This window comes from Mesorhizobium sp. M0514, assembly GCF_040321145.1.
In the GTDB taxonomy this organism is placed as follows: domain Bacteria; phylum Pseudomonadota; class Alphaproteobacteria; order Rhizobiales; family Rhizobiaceae; genus Mesorhizobium.
Genome location: NZ_JAMYQZ010000055.1, coordinates 15,011 through 33,236 on the forward strand (window position 1 = coordinate 15,011; position 18,226 = coordinate 33,236).

Annotated in this window: 17 protein-coding genes; 8 read left to right on the forward strand and 9 right to left on the reverse strand. The window is 63.2% G+C overall.

Going from position 1 to position 18,226, the window contains the following annotated elements; all coding sequences use genetic code 11:
- Nucleotide 1: 1 nt before the first annotated feature.
- Together NKI61_RS21280 and NKI61_RS21285 are read right to left on the reverse strand one after the other, a co-directional pair.
- On the reverse strand, nucleotides 2-1,171 hold the full coding sequence (locus tag NKI61_RS21280; protein ID WP_023700157.1) for a mandelate racemase/muconate lactonizing enzyme family protein: 1,170 nt from the start codon (nucleotides 1,169-1,171) through the stop codon (nucleotides 2-4).
- Nucleotides 1,172-1,180: 9 nt separating this feature from the next.
- Nucleotides 1,181-2,068 carry a sugar phosphate isomerase/epimerase family protein gene (locus tag NKI61_RS21285; protein WP_023669836.1) on the reverse strand — a complete coding sequence of 296 codons (888 nt, stop codon included), beginning with the start codon at nucleotides 2,066-2,068 and terminating at the stop codon, nucleotides 1,181-1,183.
- Nucleotides 2,069-2,467: 399 nt separating this feature from the next.
- Here NKI61_RS21285 and NKI61_RS21290 point away from each other — a divergent pair, with 399 nt between their 5' ends.
- The 3 genes from NKI61_RS21290 to NKI61_RS21300 all read left to right on the forward strand — a co-directional run bounded on the left by NKI61_RS21290 (nucleotide 2,468) and on the right by NKI61_RS21300 (nucleotide 5,707).
- Nucleotides 2,468-3,523 carry a sugar phosphate isomerase/epimerase family protein gene (locus NKI61_RS21290; RefSeq protein ID WP_023726430.1) on the forward strand — a complete coding sequence of 352 codons (1,056 nt, stop codon included), beginning with the start codon at nucleotides 2,468-2,470 and terminating at the stop codon, nucleotides 3,521-3,523.
- A 19-nt stretch (nucleotides 3,524-3,542) separates the two neighbouring features.
- Nucleotides 3,543-4,730: a Gfo/Idh/MocA family protein gene (locus NKI61_RS21295; RefSeq protein ID WP_352840670.1), complete on the forward strand. Its 1,188-nt coding sequence runs from the start codon at nucleotides 3,543-3,545 to the stop codon at nucleotides 4,728-4,730.
- 125 nt (nucleotides 4,731-4,855) lie between these two features.
- On the forward strand, nucleotides 4,856-5,707 hold the full coding sequence (locus tag NKI61_RS21300) for a sugar phosphate isomerase/epimerase family protein (protein ID WP_352840671.1): 852 nt from the start codon (nucleotides 4,856-4,858) through the stop codon (nucleotides 5,705-5,707).
- Between the two features lie 297 nt (nucleotides 5,708-6,004).
- Here NKI61_RS21300 and NKI61_RS21305 read toward each other — a convergent pair whose 3' ends face one another.
- The 7 genes from NKI61_RS21305 to NKI61_RS21335 all read right to left on the reverse strand — a co-directional run bounded on the left by NKI61_RS21305 (nucleotide 6,005) and on the right by NKI61_RS21335 (nucleotide 13,604).
- On the reverse strand, nucleotides 6,005-7,021 hold the full coding sequence (locus NKI61_RS21305) for a zinc-binding alcohol dehydrogenase family protein (RefSeq protein ID WP_352624914.1): 1,017 nt from the start codon (nucleotides 7,019-7,021) through the stop codon (nucleotides 6,005-6,007).
- Nucleotides 7,022-7,091: 70 nt separating this feature from the next.
- Nucleotides 7,092-8,057: an ABC transporter permease gene (locus NKI61_RS21310; RefSeq protein ID WP_023683015.1), complete on the reverse strand. Its 966-nt coding sequence runs from the start codon at nucleotides 8,055-8,057 to the stop codon at nucleotides 7,092-7,094.
- Nucleotides 8,058-8,080: 23 nt separating this feature from the next.
- Nucleotides 8,081-9,604: a sugar ABC transporter ATP-binding protein gene (locus tag NKI61_RS21315; protein ID WP_352840674.1), complete on the reverse strand. Its 1,524-nt coding sequence runs from the start codon at nucleotides 9,602-9,604 to the stop codon at nucleotides 8,081-8,083.
- A gap of 147 nt (nucleotides 9,605-9,751) precedes the next feature.
- Nucleotides 9,752-10,744: an ABC transporter substrate-binding protein gene (locus NKI61_RS21320; protein WP_352840675.1), complete on the reverse strand. Its 993-nt coding sequence runs from the start codon at nucleotides 10,742-10,744 to the stop codon at nucleotides 9,752-9,754.
- Between the two features lie 12 nt (nucleotides 10,745-10,756).
- Nucleotides 10,757-10,972, reverse strand: coding sequence for a hypothetical protein (locus NKI61_RS21325; protein ID WP_352840677.1), 216 nt, complete (start codon nucleotides 10,970-10,972; stop codon nucleotides 10,757-10,759).
- A 75-nt stretch (nucleotides 10,973-11,047) separates the two neighbouring features.
- A complete protein-coding gene (locus NKI61_RS21330) occupies nucleotides 11,048-12,046 on the reverse strand; it encodes an aldo/keto reductase (RefSeq protein ID WP_352840678.1) in 999 nt (332 codons plus the stop codon).
- Between the two features lie 52 nt (nucleotides 12,047-12,098).
- On the reverse strand, nucleotides 12,099-13,604 hold the full coding sequence (locus NKI61_RS21335; protein WP_352840679.1) for a UxaA family hydrolase: 1,506 nt from the start codon (nucleotides 13,602-13,604) through the stop codon (nucleotides 12,099-12,101).
- A gap of 257 nt (nucleotides 13,605-13,861) precedes the next feature.
- On the opposite strand from NKI61_RS21335, the gene NKI61_RS21340 reads away from it, so the two are divergent.
- The 5 genes from NKI61_RS21340 to NKI61_RS21360 all read left to right on the forward strand — a co-directional run bounded on the left by NKI61_RS21340 (nucleotide 13,862) and on the right by NKI61_RS21360 (nucleotide 18,209).
- Entirely contained in the window at nucleotides 13,862-14,764 is a 903-nt protein-coding gene (locus tag NKI61_RS21340; protein WP_352840681.1) for a GntR family transcriptional regulator, read from the forward strand.
- A gap of 210 nt (nucleotides 14,765-14,974) precedes the next feature.
- Nucleotides 14,975-15,331 carry a DUF2946 family protein gene (locus tag NKI61_RS21345; RefSeq protein ID WP_352840683.1) on the forward strand — a complete coding sequence of 119 codons (357 nt, stop codon included), beginning with the start codon at nucleotides 14,975-14,977 and terminating at the stop codon, nucleotides 15,329-15,331.
- 105 nt (nucleotides 15,332-15,436) lie between these two features.
- Nucleotides 15,437-15,976 carry a copper chaperone PCu(A)C gene (locus NKI61_RS21350; RefSeq protein ID WP_352840684.1) on the forward strand — a complete coding sequence of 180 codons (540 nt, stop codon included), beginning with the start codon at nucleotides 15,437-15,439 and terminating at the stop codon, nucleotides 15,974-15,976.
- 35 nt (nucleotides 15,977-16,011) lie between these two features.
- Nucleotides 16,012-16,530 carry a YcnI family copper-binding membrane protein gene (locus tag NKI61_RS21355; RefSeq protein WP_352840686.1) on the forward strand — a complete coding sequence of 173 codons (519 nt, stop codon included), beginning with the start codon at nucleotides 16,012-16,014 and terminating at the stop codon, nucleotides 16,528-16,530.
- 53 nt (nucleotides 16,531-16,583) lie between these two features.
- Nucleotides 16,584-18,209: a copper resistance CopC/CopD family protein gene (locus tag NKI61_RS21360; protein ID WP_352840687.1), complete on the forward strand. Its 1,626-nt coding sequence runs from the start codon at nucleotides 16,584-16,586 to the stop codon at nucleotides 18,207-18,209.
- Nucleotides 18,210-18,226: the final 17 nt, after the last annotated feature.

Sequence of the window (18,226 nt, forward strand, 5' to 3'; positions counted from 1 at the left end):
GTCAACCGCGTTGCGCGTGCGCCTCCAGGAACCGCTCCGAAATGGTGAATCCCAGACCCGGCTTTTCAGGGATCGCTATCATACCGTCCCTTGCTTCGACAGTCTCTTCGATAAGATCGTGGATCATCGGGTTGGCGCCGAGCGAATATTCAACGGTAAAACTGGCAGGCGAGGCCGCACAAACATGCAGGCCGGCGAAGAAGCATGGCGCGCCGGCCCACAGATGCGGGGCAAAGCGCAGATTGAAGGCACTGGCGATGGTGCCGATCTTCATCGCCTCGCTGATACCGCCGCAAAAGGCCGGATCCGGCTGGAAGATGTCGGCGGATTTCAGCACCGCGAGATCGCGGAAGGCGTAGCGCGTCGCTTCGCTTTCGCCGGTGGCGATCGGGATCGAGCCCGAGGCGCGCACCTCGGCCATACCAGCCTTGTCGTCGGCGATAACAGGCTCCTCGAACCAGGCGAGGTCGAGATCGCTGGCCAAGCTGATGAAGCGCTTGGCCTCGGCCACCGTATAGGTGCCGTGCGCGTCGACCATCAACTCGACGTCAGGACCGAGCGCCTGCCGTGCGGCGCGGACGCGGGCGGCGGAAATGTGCGGGGCGCCGTCCATGGCGCCGACGCGCATCTTCAGCGCCCTGAAGCCGCCTTTGGCGATGTAGGATTTGAGCTGCTCGCCGATAGCCTCGGCGGCAGCCCAGCCGCCGGAGGCGTAGGCCGGCATGCGGTCGAGCTTGCGGCCGCCGATGAGCCGCCACACCGGCTGTCCCAACGACTTCCCCAGAATATCCCAGAGCGCGATATCGACGGCGCTGATTGCCGCAATGCTCATGCCGCGCCGCGCCAGCTGCGGCATGGCATGGCCGGCGCGCGCGGCACTGTCATGGCGCACGCCGTTGTAGAGCATCTCCCAGATCATGCCGATGTCGGCGGGGTCGCGGCCGATCAGCTGCGGCCCGACCTCGTGATTCAGCATGTAGACCAGCGCACCATAGCTGCCGGCGCTGCCGGCGGCGTTCTTGCCCTCGCCCCAGCCGATCAGCCCGTCGTCAGTCTCAATGCGCAGGATGGCGGCGTCGAACGTCGTCACCTGGCCAAAGTCGCTGCGATGCTGCTTCGCGGCCTCAATCGGCACGCGGACCCACCACGCCTGGACCGTTTTGATGCGCATCCCGATCGGCTACTTGATCAGCGGCAGCAGCGTTTCGGCCGTGATGCGCATCTGGTCGGTGTAGAATTTCTCCGTCAGCACGCTGGAGCCGTGATCCTGGATGAACTTCAGCTGTTCGGGAGAAATGTCGACCGGATTCCGGTCGACCATGTCGGGATAGGGCGCGGCGGGTGTGCGGTCGACGGGCGCGACGAATTCGTTGGTCAGCGCGCCGTCATAGCCGACTTCCTTCAGCGTCTGCACGATCCGTGGCCAATCGATCTGGCCAAGGCCGGCGGCAAAGCGGTTGTTGTCGGCGACGTGGAAGTCGAACAGCCGTTTGCCGACCTGACGGATCGCGTCATGGACGTTAAATTCTTCCATATGGATGTGATAGGCGTCGAGGCAGACGCCGCATTCGGGGCTGACCGCATCGGCCAGGGCCAACGCCTGCGCGCCGCGGTTGAACAGATAGGTCTCGAAGCGGTTGAGCGGCTCGACCGCGATCTTGACGCCGACCTTCTTGGCATGGGTGAAGCATTCGCGGGTGGCGTCGACCACCCACTTCCATTCCTCTTCCTCGGTGCCGTCCGGCACCACTTTGCCGACGGTCGCGGGCACCAGCGTTATGATCTCGCCATCAAGTTCGCTGACCATGGTCAGCACGTCCTTGACGTACTGCACCGAGCGTTCGCGCTGGCCCTGGTCCCTGGCGGCAAGGTTGCGTTCGCCCAGCATCAGCGTCACCGACCCCCAGCAGCGGATGCCGTATTCTTTCAGCAGCGCGCGGGTCTCCTTGGTCTTGTATTGCTCGGGCTCGCCGGAAATCTCGATCGACTCGTAGCCGAATTTCTTGATGCGCTTCAGCGTCACCTCCAACGGTTCCGCGCGCATCCAGTTGTGCGTCGAAAGATGCATGGTCTATCCTTCCCAGAATTCGTCTGTGCCAGTTCGCCTGCGACGCGCCCCACAAGGCGCGTCGCGTGTTTCCTCCCCAAGGCGCTCCAGCGTTTTTGCGCAACTGGTTCGACCAATTGGGCCCTAATGGAGGTCTACAGCAATTTTTGTCGCGCGGCAAGAACCGCCGCCATGCGATATCGACATCTGTGTACCGTATTGATTATGCTGGTATATATCGCCAAAAATGGAATGCCCTGGCAGCTTTGCGCGTGAGTCAAATGGCTTGACCCATTTTCGGTATTTGGTAATACCAGAATGCCGATACGAGAATGCACATCACGAGAGACCAAAGAGGCTGGCCCTGCTTTCATCAGACGCTATGCTTTGTCCTTGGAAAAATGAATTGGGAGGATGCCGATGCCGTCGACAATGAAGGGTCCGGGGCTGTTTCTGGCGCAGTTCGCGGGGGATACCGCGCCGTTCAATTCGCTGGCCTCGATCACCAAATGGGCGGCCGGTCTCGGTTACAAGGGCGTGCAGATCCCGACCTGGGATGCACGCCTGTTCGACCTCAAGAAGGCGGCATCTTCCAAGACCTATTGCGACGAGGTGAAAGGCATCTGCGCGGATGCCGGCGTCGAGATCACCGAACTGTCGACGCATCTTCAAGGGCAGCTGGTGGCGGTGCACCCGGCCTATGATGCCCAGTTCGACGGCTTTGCACCGCCTGCGGTGCACAACAACCCCAAGGCCAGGCAGAAATGGGCGGTCGAACAGATGGAGTTCGGCGCCAAGGCCTCGAAGAATCTTGGCCTGAAAGCCTCGGTGACGTTTTCCGGCGCCCTAGCTTTCCCGTACCTCTATCCCTGGCCACAGCGGCCGGCCGGGCTGATCGAGGAGGCCTTCGCCGAGCTCGGCACACGCTGGAAGCCGATCCTGGACGTCTATGACGAAAACGGCGTCGATGTCGGCTACGAGATCCATCCTGGCGAGGACATCTTCGACGGCGCAACCTTCGAGATGTTCCTAGATGCGGTTGGCGGTCACAAGCGCTGCAACATCAACTACGACCCGTCACATTTCCTTTTGCAGCAGCTCGACTATCTCGAATTCATCGACATCTATCACGAGCGGATCAAGGCCTTCCATGCCAAGGATGCCGAGTTCAATCCGACGGGGCGGCAAGGCGTCTATTCCGGCTATCAGAGCTGGACCAATCGCGCGGGGCGATTCCGCTCGCTTGGCGACGGGCAGGTCGATTTCGGCGGCATCTTCTCCAAGCTTACCCAGTATGGCTACGATTCCTGGGCGGTGCTGGAGTGGGAGTGTTGCCTCAAGCATCCGGAGGACGGCGCGGCCGAAGGCGCGCCCTTCATCCAGCACCACATTATCCGGGTGACGGAAAAGGCCTTTGATGATTTCGCCGGCGGCACCACCGACAAGAAGATGCTGCGCGCCATGATGGGTATTTGACACAAAGCAGGAGAAAGACATGGTCGGCGCATCGAAGTCGGAAGCGGGGGGCGGCCCGATCCGCTATGGTATGGTCGGCGGCGGCCAAGGCGCCTTCATCGGCGCGGTGCACCGGATCGCGGCGCGCATGGACAATGACTTCGTGCTGGTGGCCGGCGCCCTGTCGGCCAATCCCGAGCGCGCCAAGGCTTCCGCCGCCGAACTCGGTCTCGACCCGGCGCGCAGCTACGCCTCCTATGCCGAGATGGCCAAGGCCGAGGCCAAGCGCCCGGACGGCATCGAGGCGGTGGCGATCGTCACCCCCAACAATGTGCACGTGCCGGCGGCCAAGGTCTTCCTCGAGGCGGGCATCCACGTCATCTGCGACAAGCCGCTGGCGACGACTTTGGCCGAGGCCAAGAAGCTCGCGGCCGTGGTTGAAAAGACCGGCAAGGTGTTCGTGCTGACGCACAATTACACTGCCTATCCGATGATCCGGCAGGCGCGCGAGGTGGTGGCCAAGGGGCAGCTTGGCGACATCCGCATCGTTCAGTCCGAGTACCCGCAGGACTGGCTGACCGAGGATCTTGCCGCCACCGGCCAGAAGCAGGCGGCGTGGCGCTCCGACCCCAAGCAGGCGGGCGCGGGCGGCGCGCTCGGCGACATCGGCACGCATGCCTACAATCTGGCGCGCTTCGTCTCGGGTCTGGAGCTCGATTCCCTGTCGGCCGATCTCGACGCTTTCGTGCCGGGGCGACTGCTCGACGACAATGTCAATGTCATGCTGCGCTTCAAGCCGGTCGGCAAGGTGCATCCGGCCAAGGGCATGATCTGGGCAAGCCAGGTGGCGCCCGGCCACGAGAACGGGCTGAAGCTGCGCATCTATGGCTCGAAAGGCGGGCTGGAATGGGTGCAGGCCGATCCGAACTATCTCTGGTACACGCCGTTCGGCCAGCCCAAGCAGCTGCTCACCCGCAACGGCGCCGGCGCGCTGCCGGTTGCGGGACGCGTCAGCCGCGTTCCGTCTGGCCATCCGGAAGGCTATCTCGAAGGCTTCGCCAACATCTACCAGGAGGCGGCGCGCGCGATCCGCGCGGCACGCAAGAAGGGCGGCAAGCCGGGCAAGGACGTGGTGTTCCCGACCATCCAGGACGGCGTCGAAGGTATGGCGTTCATCGAGGCCTGCGTGAAGTCGTCGAAGAAGAACGGGGCGTGGACGAAACTTTAGGTAGCGCCGGCGCCAAGTCTCTTCTCCCTTCGGGGAGAAGGTGGCCGCTAAGCGGCCGAATGAGGGCGCATGGTGCGAGGTGCGAAAGAAACCAGCGAGCGTCGTCAAATGGGGAGGGGCTGTCGATGAAAATCGGCATGTGCATGTTTTTGTGGACGACTTCCGTGTCTAAAAAACACGAGCCGTTGCTGCGCGACATCAAGGCGACCGGCTTCGAGGGCGTCGAGATACCGATCTTCTCAGGCACGCCAGAAGACTACAAGAAGCTTGGCGATTTGCTCGACCGCATCGGGTTGGAGCGCACGGCTGTTACGGCGATGGGCGACCCGGCGATGAATCTGATTTCGCCGGATGCCGCGACCCGCAAGGCCGGCATCGACTATATGAAATGGGCGATCGATTGCGCCCAGGCGCTCGGCGCGAGTACGCTGAGCGGGCCGCTGCATTCGACGCTCGGCGCCTTCTCCGGCAGCGGGCCGACGGCGGCCGAGAAGAAGCGGTCGATCGCGTCGCAGCGCGCCATTGGCGATCATGCCGGCAAGCGGAACGTTACCATCGGGTTGGAGGCGCTCAACCGTTTCGAGTGCTATCTGCTGAACACGATGGCCGATCTGTCCGAGCACGTCGACGCCATCGACCGGCCGCACATCAAGGCGATGTACGACACCTTCCACGCCAATATCGAGGAGGCCGACCCGATCGGCGCCTACATGAAGCACCGGCGGAATGTCGTGCACATCCACATTTCGGAGAACGATCGCGGCGTGCCGGGGCGCGGGAACATTCCGTGGAAAGAGACTTTCGCGGCCATCCGCAAGAGCGGCTATGACGACTGGCTGACGATCGAGGCGTTTGGCAGATCGCTGAAGGATCTGGCGGCGGCGACCAAGGTGTGGCGGGATTTTTCCGAGACGCCGGAGGCGGTTTATCGCGAGGGGTACAAGCATATCAGGGATGGGTGGAAGCGGGCGGCTTAGCCGCTCACTTACTCATCCACGGCGGAGCGGGAGCGCAGCGGACGCGGAGACCCGAGGACCCATGCCGCGACTGTCGCGCGCCGCAGCGGTGCAGGTAGGAGATGCGAATGGACGCCTCTTTTTGCACCGCTGGATTCTAGCGCAGACGTCACCGAATGAATCCTCGGGTCTGCGCCGCGTCGCTTCGCTCCTTGCTCCGCCCGTGGATGAGGAAGCGACGGGCCTTTTCGCAAATCGCCGAGGTATGCGATCTGCCTTAACTCGGCACTTATCGCTCCACCAAATTTTTCGGATGTCTTACCCCACCTCGATCACAGCCTTGATCAACCCCGATTTCTCATGCGCCCAGCGGGCGAGATCATCCGGCGTGCCGGCCAGCGTGGTGCGGTGGGTGACGAGTTTTGCCAGAGGCACGGCGCCGTTGCGTATCGAGGCGGCGACGTGGTCGAAATCGACTTTCAGCGCGTTGCGGCTGCCGATCAATGTCATTTCGCGCTTGTGGAATTCCGGATCGGAAAAGACGATGTCGTCCTTGACGACGCTGACCAGCACGAGCGTGCCACCATGCGCGACATGGGCGAAGGCCGACTGCACCGAGGCGGTGTTGCCGGTGGCGTCGAAGACGACGTCGAACCCTTCGCCGCCGGTTGCCTCGCGCACCAGTTCGGCTGCCGCTTGTTGTGAACCGTCGAGCGTGGCGAAGCCGAGTTCGCCTTTTGCAAAATCCAGCCGCTCCGTGCTCATGTCGAGCAGGCTGACATCGAGCCCGGCGATGCGGGCAAACAGCGCTGCGCCAAGGCCGATCGGCCCGGCGCCGATGACCAGCGTGCGGGCGCCTGGTTCGGCGCGGGCACGCCGCACGGCATGCGCGCCGATGGCGAGGAATTCCACCGCCGCCGCATCGGCCAGCGACAAGCCGTTTGCTGGATAAAGATTCTGCGCCGGCACCAGGATCTGCTCGGCCATGGCGCCGTCGCGATGGACGCCAAGCACTTCGATCCTGACGCAGCAATTCGGCTTGCCGTGCCGGCAGGCGATGCATTTTCCGCAAGCGAGATAGGGATTGATGATGACGGGCTCGCCCACGGCAAGATCGACATCTTCGCCGGTCTCGACGACGGTGCCCGACACTTCGTGGCCCATGATGCGGGGATAGGCGAGGAACGGGTGCTTGCCTTCGAAGATGTGGTAGTCGGTGCCGCAGATGCCGACATGGCTGACGGCGACCAGCGCCCAGCCGGCAGGCGGCGCTCCTGGCGCCGGCCGGTCTTCCAGGACAAGCTCGCCGGGCGAGCGGCAGACAACAGCTTTCATTCGGCAATTCCAGTGTTCAAAAAGGCGCCGGTCCGTTGTTGAGCGGACCGACACGGAAGGTCAGGGAGGATTACTTGCCGCGACGGCGCAGCCCGTCGAAATAGACGATGATGATGATCAACGCGCCGGTGATGATGCGCTGCCAGAACGAGTTGACGTTGAGCAGATTGGCACCGTTGTTGATGGTGGCCAGGATGAAGGCGCCGAGCAGCGGGCCATGCACCGAGCCGACGGCGCCGAATAGCGAAGTGCCGCCGATCACCGATGAGGCGATCGCCTGCAACTCCCAACCTTCGGCCTGGGTCGGGTTGCCGATGCCGATGCGCGCCGCCAGCAGCACGCCGACGAAGGCCGCGCACAGGCCCGACAGCGTATAGGCCATGTAGATGGTGCGCTGGACATTGACGCCCGAGAGGCGCGAGGCCTCGGCATTGGATCCCACAGAGAAGAGATAGCGGCCCCAGCGGCTGTGGTGCAGGAAGATGTAGGCCGGGATGCCGACCAGGATCACCATCCAGAACAGATTGGGGATGCCGACAAAGGAACTGCGCGAGAACGCGGTGAAGCTGTCGCTGTTGATGTTGATCGAGTTGCCGTTGGTCATCAACAGGCCGATGCCGCGCAACGAGGTCAGCGTCGCCAGCGTGATGATGAAGGGCGGCAGGCCCATCTTGACGATGCCGAAGCCATGGAACAGGCCGATGGCAACGCCGACCAGCAGCGTCACCAGAATGGCGACCCAGATCGGGAAGCCGGCATTGATCATCATGGCGACAATGACGGTGGCGAAGCCGACCACGGCGCCGACCGAGAGGTCGATGCCGCCGGTGATGATGACGAAGGTCTGGCCGACCGCCATGATGGCGATCATCGAGCCCTGCCGCAAAAGATTGGCGATGTTGTTGGAGGAGGCGAAGCTCGGCGTCGCCACCGACAGCACGATCCAGAGCAGAACCAGCAACGCCAGAAGCGTCAGCCCGAACAGGACGTTGTAGTTCCGTTTCGGTTTTTCGATCGCGACGGTTTCGATGCTCATGGTTCCTCCCGTTTCTTGTTTTGTCAGCCGATCGCCTGCGTCAGCACGTCTTCGTGGCTAGCGGCGCGAAAACCGTGGCTCGCCACCAGTTTGCCGCGCCGGAACACGTGCAGCGTATCGGCGAGCTCGTAAACCTCGGGCAGATAGGACGAGATCAGGATGATGCCGGCGCCCTTGGACAAGAGTTCCCCGAACAAGCGGTAGATCTCGGCCTTGGTGCCGACATCGACGCCGACGGTCGGCTCGTCGAAGATGAACAGCTTGGCGCCGTGCGCCAGCCATTTGCCGATAACGATCTTCTGCTGGTTGCCGCCGGACAGGCTGGAGGCCAGTGCGCCGCGTGTTGGCGTTTTGATGCGGAGGCCGGCGATCTGGCGATCGGCCTCGGCCTTTTCCTTCGTGTTCGAAATCAGCAGGTTGTTGGAGATGCGCTTGTAGATCGGCAGGTTGAGGTTGAGGCCGACCGGCAGGTTCAGGCACAGGCCCTGGTCGCGGCGGCTTTCCGGCGCCAGCGCCATGCCGAGCTTGATCGCGTCGTGCTCGGAATTGATCAGCACCGGTTTGCCTTGCCAGCGGATCTGGCCGGCCGACTTCTTGTGGCGGCCATAGAGCGTGGTGACGAACTCGCTCCGCCCGGCGCCGATCAGGCCATAGAGCCCGACGATCTCGCCGGCACGCACTGTCATCGAGACGTCTTCGAAGCCCTTGCCCGACAGGTTTTTCGATTCAACGATCACGGCACCGAGGGTGAAATGCTCCTTGTGGTAGACTTGCTCGATCGAGCGGTTGATCATCATCTTGACCAGCTCGGCGTCATTGGTCTCGGCAATGTTGCGGGTGCCGACCAGCGTGCCGTCGCGCAGCACCGAGACGCGATCGGCGAGTTCGAACACCTCTTCCATGCGATGGCTGATGTAGATGATGGTGACGCCTTCGCCCTTGAGCCTGCGGATCAGCGTGAACAGCTGGTCGGCTTCCTTGCGGGTGAGATAGGCGGTCGGCTCGTCGAAAATCAGGAACTTGGTGCCGCGCACGGTGGCGCGGGCGGCGGCGATCAGCTGCTGCTGGCCGATGGTGAGGTCACCCAGCATGACATGCGCCGGCAGATCGAAGCCGAGACCGTCGATGATCTTCTGCGCTTCCTTGACCATGGCGCGCTGCTGCAGGATGCCGAAGCGCGAGTTCTCCTCGCCGAGGAACATGTTGGCGGCGACGGTGAGATGGCGACAGAGCACGACCTCCTGATGCACGGCGTTGATGCCCAGCGCCATCGCCTCGTGCGGGGTTGCCAGCGCTGCCGGCTTGCCCTCCCAGATGACATCGCCGGAGGTGCGCGGCATGACGCCGGTCAGAAGCTTGATCAAGGTGGATTTGCCGGCGCCGTTCTCGCCGACGATGGCGTGGATCTCACCTGCCTTGAAGGCAAGGTGAACGGGCTTCAGCGCATGCGTGCCGGGATAGCGCTTTTCCAGTCCGTGCAGTTCGAGGATCGTCCTGCCGGGCGCTAGCGTTGGGGCCGGGTGCAGTTCCTGCGCCGTGGGCGTCATGACAATCCTCCCAGGTTGGCCTTACGGTTGGCACGTCGCGATGCAGTCAGCCACATCGCCGAGGTGATTCCAAGCCGGTGGATATTCAAGCTGGTATCCGGTGTTTCCGGGGCGCGAGGCCCCGGAAACGATTTTTGCCTGACGGGCTCAGAGCTTCGGGTTGAGCAGGGCGTCGATCTTGGGGTCTTTCATGTTTGCCTTGGTCACCAGGTTGGCGCCGGTGTCGACATTGGCCTCGACCTTCTCGCCCTTCGAGGCGGCGAGCGCGGTCTTGATGCCGTCATAGCCCATCCGGTACGGATCCTGGACGACGAGCGCGGAAATGACGCCGTCATTGAGGAACTTGATCAGCTTCTCGTCGCTGTCGAAGCCGACCAGCGCCAGCTTACCGCCAAGGTTGTTCTCGGCGACAGCCTGACCGACGCCCTGCGCCATGATCAGGTTGGACGCGAAGATGCCCTTGAGGTTCGGGTTGGCGGTGATCAGGTCGGTGGCGATGTTGAGACCGGTCGTTGCCTGGCCGTCGGCATATTTGTCCGCGACGAGCTTGAGCCCCGGATATTTCGCGGCCAGCTGCTCGGTGAAGCCCTGCTTGCGCTGCTCCAGCGAACCGGCGCCCGGCGCGTTGGTGATCAGGGCGACGTCGCCCTCGATCTTGCCGCCATTGGCTTCGCCGATGGCTGCTGCAAGACCGTCAGCGGCGACGCGTCCGCCCTGCACATTGTCGGTGGTCAGGAACGAGGTGAACGCCTTGGAGTCGGCGCCGGAGTCGATGCCGATGACCTTGACCTTGCTGGCCGCTTCATCGATCGGCTTGCCGAGCGCCTTGAATTCGGTCGGCGCGATGACGATCGCGGCCGGGTTGCCGGCGACGGCATTCTCGAGGATCGAAACCTGGCCGTTGACGTCGGTTTCAGCCTGGGCGCCGAGTTCGGGTACGTTGACGCCGAGATCCTTGCCGGCCTTGCGGGCGCCGGCCAGGACGATCTGCCAGTAGAAGGACGTGGTGTCCTTGACGATGATCGGAATGGTCACGTCCGCCGCCGAAGCCGGCGCCGTGTGCAGCGTGCCGGCAAGCATCGAGGCGGCAGCAAGTGCCATCAGTGAGCGGCGGCTGAGAATGCTGGTCACGAATTTCATTAGGAATCCTCCCTAGATCGCCCGGTGAAGGTTGCGGAAGCTCCATTTGGGAAGGCGCGGCCCAAACAGACCTTTATCAATAAAAAACAGTTGCCGCTTTTTGATAGTGCATCGGTCCGGCCGACGCAAGCGGTGTTTCATATCGGCCTGCGCATGGCTTGGCGGGGAAACCTTCCTGCCGATCCTCAGTGCCACGCCCAGACGCTCCCGGGCCTCCTCGATCGTCATGGAATATTAATTCCACTGTCTAGTCAATATGGAATATTCATTCTTTCTTGAGAGCCGCGTGAACGTGGCGTTTCGTCAGCCGAGCTCCTGCACGATGGTGTAGGGTGCGTAGCGGGCGAATTCCGCTTGCGGCACCTGGACGTCGAACAGGTCGAGGTTGCGCGTCAGGTTGGCGGGCTTGGCCGTTCCGGTCAGCACGCTGGCCACGACAGGCTCCTGAAGCGGAAACTGCAATGCAGCCGCCGCCAGCGGATATCCGCCCTCATCAGCGATTTTCTCCATCGCGCCGACACGCTCGAGTATGTCCTGCGTCGCCGGCAGATAGTCAAAATGCGCACCGTGCACCGGTCCGGTCGCCAGGATGCCGGAGTTGAAGACGCCGCCGATGATCAGCGAAGTCTGTCGCTCACGACACAGCGGCAGCAACTTGGCTTCAGCCGAGCGGTCGAGCAGCGAATAGCGGCTGGCCAGCAGGATGCAGTCGAGCGGTGCTTCGCGCAGCACGTCGAGGCAGATCTGCACCTCGTTGACGCCGAGCCCATAGGCGGAAATTACACCCGACGTTTTAAGCTCGTCCAGCGCCTTCAAGCCGCCGTCCATCAGCTGGCGAAAGTGCAGCTTCGTCTTCTCGACGCCATGTGTGTAGGTGCCGATGTCGTGCACAAACAGGATGTCTATCCGGTTCAGCCCGAGCCGCGCATAGGAGAACTCGACCGAGCGCATGATGCCGTCATAGGAGTAGTCGTAGTCGAGCGCGAAAGGCAGCGGGTCGACATAGGAATGATCGGGAACCTGGTCTTCCGGCACCGGGCGGAACAGGCGGCCGACCTTGGTCGACAGCACATAGGAATCCCGCGGCTTGTAGCGCAGGAAGTCGCCGGTCCGCCGCTCCGACAGGCCGAAGCCATAGAAGGGCGCGGTGTCGAAATAGCGCAGGCCGGCATCCCAGGCTGTCTGCAGCGTCTCCATCGCCGCTTCGCGCGGACAGGCCCGGTAGAGCCCGCCGATCGCCGCCCCGCCGAAGCTTATCTCAGTGACCTCGAGCGCAGTCGTGCCGATGCGGCGTTTGTCCATCCACAGCCTCCCCTTGTGAGCCGTCTTTGCAGCCCGCTTTTTTCGTCGGTGGTTAGAGCGTCGCGCCGAGGTGCCACGGCACGAACTCGTTGTCGCCGTAGCCGAACGCCTCGCTCTTGGTCTTGCGGCCCGATGCCGTCTCGACGATGAGTTCGAAGAGTTCCCGGCCCATGCCGGCGATGGTCTTCTCACCCGAAGCGATGACGCCGCAATTGACGTCCATGTCCTCTTCCATCTGGTGGTACATGGTCGAGTTGGTGGCGACCTTGATCGACGGCGTGGGCCGGCAGCCGAAGCAGGAGCCGCGGCCGGTGGTGAAGACGATGATGTTGGCGCCGCCCGCCACCTGACCGGTCGCCGAGACCGGGTCGTAACCGGGCGTGTCCATGAACACCAGGCCACTGCCGGTGACCTTTTCGGCATAACCGAAGACGCCGTTGAGCGGAGTCTGGCCGCCTTTGGCCACGGCGCCCAGCGACTTTTCCAGGATGGTGGTCAGGCCACCGCGCTTGTTGCCGGGCGAGGGGTTGTTGTCGATCGAGGCGCCGTGCTTGGCGACATGGTCCTCCCACCATTTGACGAAACCGTCGAGCTTCTTGGCGATCTCCGGCGTTGCCGCGCGATAGGCGAGCAGATGTTCGGCGCCATAGATCTCCGTCGTCTCCGACAGGATGCCGATGCCGCCGACGCCGGCCAGGATGTCGACCGCCGCTCCCAGCGCGGGATTGGCGGTGATGCCCGACATGCCGTCGGAACCGCCGCATTGCAGGCCGACGACGATCTCCGAGACCGGGATCGGCTCGCGCTGATACTGGCCGACTTCCTCGGCGATTTCGACGAGCACGCCCATCGCCTTTGCGACCGATTTGCGCGAACCGCCGGCGTCCTGGATGTTGAAATGGCGTTTTCCCGCCGCCGCACCCTTCTGGCCGTAAAGGGTGAGCTGGTTGACCTCGCAGCCGAGGCCGACCATCAACGCGCCGCCGAAATTCGGATGGCGGGTGTAACCGGCGAGTGTGCGGTGTAGCACCATCATGCCGTCGCCGGTGCCGCTCATGCCGCAGCCCTGGCCATGGACGATCGGGACGAAGCCGTCGATCCCCGGATATTTCGGCAACAGCACGCGGTTGGCCTCGTCGGCAATGGCGTGGCAGACGGTGGCCGAGCAATTGACGCTGGCGATGATGCCGATGAAGTTGCGCGTGCCGGCACGGCCATCGGCGCGACGATAGCCCATGAATGTCCGGGCGCGGTCAGCTTCGGTGGCATGCTCCGCTTCGCTCGGCGGCACGACCGGCAGACGGCCGGACTCGAAGACCAGATTGTGCGAATGGACGTGGTCGCCGGGCGCGATGTCCTGGGTGGCGCGGCCGATGGCCTGGGCATACTTGACCACCGCCTCGCCGGCGGCGATAGGCTTGATCGCCACCTTGTGGCCGGGCTCGATCAAGGCCGTGGCGACGGCGCCGCCGGGCAGAGGGGTGCCGATCTCGATGCGGCCATTGGCGACCGCGACATTGTCGGCGGGGGACAGAAGAATGCTGTTCGAGGCGTTCACGGGCAGTTTCCTGGGTCTGTTCCTGGGGATGCGCGGATTGACACGCGTCTGTTTACATATAATGTCTTTTATCGTGAAAAAACATTTGTGCGTCAATTGTTTTTTCAGGAGGAGACCATGCGTCCGATGGACGCTTGGCTTGTGGGGAGCGGCGTCTGACACGCAGAGCGTTTTGCTTTGCCGGGTGAGCGCCAGGACATATGTGATATCGCGCTTCAAGCCAGCCACAGCAAGCGCCGGCGCGCAACGGGGCAGGGATGTCGAAGAGCAACAACGTCTACAAGGACGCTTACAACAGGGGTCTGCGGCTGCTCGACGAGACCCAGAGCCTGCCGTCGGAGCCGGAACTGGGCACTTTGCTCGGCGTCAGCCGCACGACCGTGCGCACCATTCTGGCGCGCATGGAAGAGACCGGGCTGATCGCGTGGAACAAACGCAGCAAGACAGTGCTCAGGGCGCCGAAGGCGGATGATTTCTTCCCTGAGGAGGAGACAGACACACTGGCCCAGATCATCGAGCGGTCGTTTATGCGCCGGTTGCTGGCCGGCGGCGCCGAGGCCGGCATGCAGATCAACGAGCTCGAACTGGCGCGCGAGATAGGCGTCGGCACCACCAGCGTGCGCGAGTTCCTTATCCGCTTCTCCCGCTTCGGCCTGATCGAGAAGCGGCGCAACAGCCACTGGGTGCTGAAAGGATTTACGCGAGCCTTCGCGCTCGAACTCACTGAAATCCGCGAGATGTTCGAGATACGCTCGGCGGCGGCCTTTGCCGCCTTGCCTGGGGATAGTCCGGTCTGGGCGGATCTCGACCGGCTGGAAGACGAGCACCGGCTTCTGGCCAGCGAAATCGCCATCCGCTTCAACGAATTCTCTGAGCTAGACGAGCGCTTCCATCGGCTGATCCACCGGGCGTCGCACAACCGCTTCATCGTCGATTTCTACGACGTCATCGCCATGATCTTTCACTACCACTACCAGTGGAACAAGGCGCAAGAGCGCGAGCGCAACGAAGTCGCGGTGAGCGAGCATCTCGCCTACATCGCGGCGCTGAAATCGCGCGATCTCGGCAAGGTCGACGCCGCCTGCCGCACGCATCTGAAGTCGGCACGCCACACGTTGTTGACGTCGATCCCGGAAATCGGCGGCCGCCCGGCTTCCTGAGCGCGCGTCCGAAGGGAGGTTATGCGCACAAGATCTTTGCCTCATGCCGTTATCCCAAACCGCTGCGCCCTTTTGTGCGACATGGATCGAACGCGCCGCGTTGCCGCAGCGATGATTTGGCGATTTTCCGCCGACATGCCGCGTGCTAGATATCCAAGCGTTGCTGCGTGAAGAGGCAGGTCTTTGGACTTCCGGCGTAAGAGATGGAGCATGATGGCCGCCTTTGTCGCGGCCTGTGTGCTGCTGCTCCAGTCGACGCTCGGCGTGTTTGCTTTCGGCATTGCGCCGGATGCCTCGCAACTCGACGTTTTCGGCAACGTCATCTGTAAACATGAGGGGGCGGTCCAGCTTCCCGGCGGCGATCCGCACCAGCCGCACATGCCGGCATGCTGCATGCTCGGCTGCAGCATGGCCTCCGTCGCCTATGCGCCGCCAGCAGGCGTCGGCGTGGCGCCGGTGAGCCTGTCTTTTGAAACAGTCGCGTTTCTTCCGCCGGCAGTCAGGCATCCCGACGTTACGCGTGAGCGCTCTCCGGCCAATCCGCGCGCCCCGCCGCTTGCGGGCTGAAAAACCGCCGCTCGCTTGGCGTAACCCGCGCGGGCGATAATCATCCAATGATAAACTCGTTCGCAGCCGGACAAAGGCGCGACCTCATATTCATGGAGCCTACCCATGTCCCGTTTTCGTCATGCCGGCGCGTTGCGCCGCAGCACCCCTATCTTCACCACTATCGAGCAGCGTCTCGGCAGCGCCCTCTTTGCCTTTGCACTGTTGTTCGTCGGCGCCCATTCCGTCCTTGCGCATGAGTTCAAGGCCGGTGACATCGAGATCGAGCATCCCTGGTCCCGTGCCACGCCAGCCGGCGCCAAGGTTGCCGGCGGCTATTTCACCATCGTCAACAAGGGCAGCGCACCAGACCGGCTGCTGTCGATTTCCTCCGACATTTCGGGGAAGGCCGAACTGCATGAAATGGGGGTGAAGGATGGCGTCATGACCATGCGCCCGGTCAGTGGCGGCCTGGACATTCCGGCGGGCGGCAAGATCACGCTGGGTCCTGTCGCCTACCACGTGATGTTCATGGATTTGAAGCAGCCGCCTAAAGAAGGCCAGATGTTTGCCGCCACGCTGACTTTCGAGAAGGCCGGAACCGTGACCGTCGAGTTTGCCGTGCAAGCCATAGGCAGCGCGCCACCCCTCGAAGACAACGACTGACCAATCAATTTGCCAACCGATTTTTCGAGACCATCATGAACAAGTATCTTTTGCCGGCCGCTGCATTCCTTGTCCTGGGGACGAGCGCTGCCTTCGGCCATATCACGCTCGAAACCCAGGGAGCGCCGGTCGGTTCGACCTACAAGGCCGTGCTGCGGGTGCCGCATGGCTGCGACGGCAAGGCGACGATTGCCGTGCGCGTGCAGATCCCGGAAGGGGTGATCGGAGTGAAGCCGATGCCGAAGCCGGGCTGGACGCTGCAGGTCAAGAAAGGCAAGTACGAGAAATCCTACCAGCTCTATGGCGAGGCGGTGACCTCGGGCGTCAAGGAAGTCGACTGGAGCGGCGGCAGCCTGCCGGATGAATTTTATGACGAGTTCGTCTTCCGCGGCACGTTGGCCGCCGATCTGCCGGCCGGGCAAAAACTCTATTTTCCGGTGGTGCAGGAATGCGATGGCGCCACCGCGCGTTGGATAGAGATTCCGGCGGCTGGTCAGGATGAGGATGCGCTGGAAGATCCGGCGCCCGGCCTCAACCTGCTGCCGAAGAAATGATGCATTGGCGGCGCGCTGCCTCGAAGCGGCGCGCCACTGTTTTGGTGGATGGCATGAACGTGGCCTGTTTCCAGCGGATAGAACGGACAGCCGGCAGGTGCTTCAGCTTGCTGGCCGCGATCCTGCTGCTTGCCGTCCTTGCCACGCCAAACCAGGCCTTTGCCCATGCGGCGCTGATCAAGGCCGAGCCTGCCGACGGCGCGGTTCTGGAGCGAGCGCCGACGCAATTTTCGCTGACCTTCAGCGAGCCTGTGTCGCCGCTGGTGCTGACCTTGGTGCGGCCCGACGGTACGCCTGTCGCTTTGACCTCGTTTCGGTTGAGCGACCAAACGGTTGAGATCGACAATCCACAAAACCTCGGGCCGGGCACCCACGTCTTGAGCTGGCGGGTGATTTCCGCCGATGGCCATCCGGTCGGCGGCTCGGTGCTGTTTTCCGTTGGCGCGCCAAGTGCGGCGCCGGCGGTGGGGGAAGCTGTCGATATAGATTTGCGGTCAGCGATCTGGACCGGCAAGGTTCTTCTCTACATCGGGCTTTTCCTCGGCATTGGCGGCGCCTTCGCGCTGACATGGCTGGCGCAAGGCCAGCGCTCAGGCCAGCGCTTCGTCATTGCCGCCATCCTCTGCGGGCTGGTCGCAGCACCCCTGTCGCTCGGGTTCCAGGGGCTGGACGCGCTGGGCGCGCCACTCGCCCGGCTGGCGCAACCGGTGGTCTGGCGGACGGCGCTTGGCACCAGCTTCGGCTGGACGGTGCTGATTTCGCTGGCGGCGCTCGGGCTTGGCCTGCTGTCGTTGGTCGGATCGCGTGCCGGCGCCAGGCCGTTGGCGCTCGCCGGGCTGGCCGGTGTGGGTGCAGCCCTTGCCGCCAGCGGCCATGCCAGTGCAGCCGAACCGCAATGGCTGACGCGGCCTATGGTGTTCCTGCATGGCGCCGGCATCGCTTTCTGGGCTGGAGCATTGCTGCCGCTCGGCTTGGCGTTGAGCAGCCAATCGGTGGAAGCCGGGGCGTTCCTGCGGCGGTTTTCGCGCGCGATCATGCCCGTGGTGGTAGTGCTTGCCGCCGCCGGTGTGGTGCTCGCCATCATCCAGGTGCAGACACCGGCGGCACTGGTCAACACCGCCTATGGCCGGCTGCTGCTGATCAAGCTGGCGCTGCTGGTGTTTCTGTTCACGCTGGCGGCGGTCAATCGATGGCGGCTCACCGCCTTGGCCGAGGCCGGAGCGACGGAAGTGCGGCGACGGCTTAGCCGCTCGATCTCAGTCGAAATGCTGATCGTGCTCCTGATCTTCGGCGTTGCCGCCGGCTGGCGCTTCACGCCGCCGCCACGGGCGCTGGCAATCGCCGCGGCACAACCGACGTCGACCCATATCCACACTATGAAGGCGATGGCCGACATCGACATCACGCCCGGCCATACCGGGGAGGTCACCGCCTCCATCGTCATCATGGATGGCGATTTCGGCCCGCTCGACGCCAAGGAAGTGACGCTGGTGCTGTCCAAGCCCGATTCGGGGATCGAGCCGATCAAGCGTCCGGCGACCAAGCCAGGCGACGGCACCTGGCGCGTCGATAATCTCGTCATTCCGATTCCAGGCCGCTGGACGGCGCGGCTCGATATTCTGGTTTCGGATTTCGAAGTGGTAAAGATCGAAGCGCCGATCGATATCCGCGCCGAGTGATATTCAGCCCGCCTGCG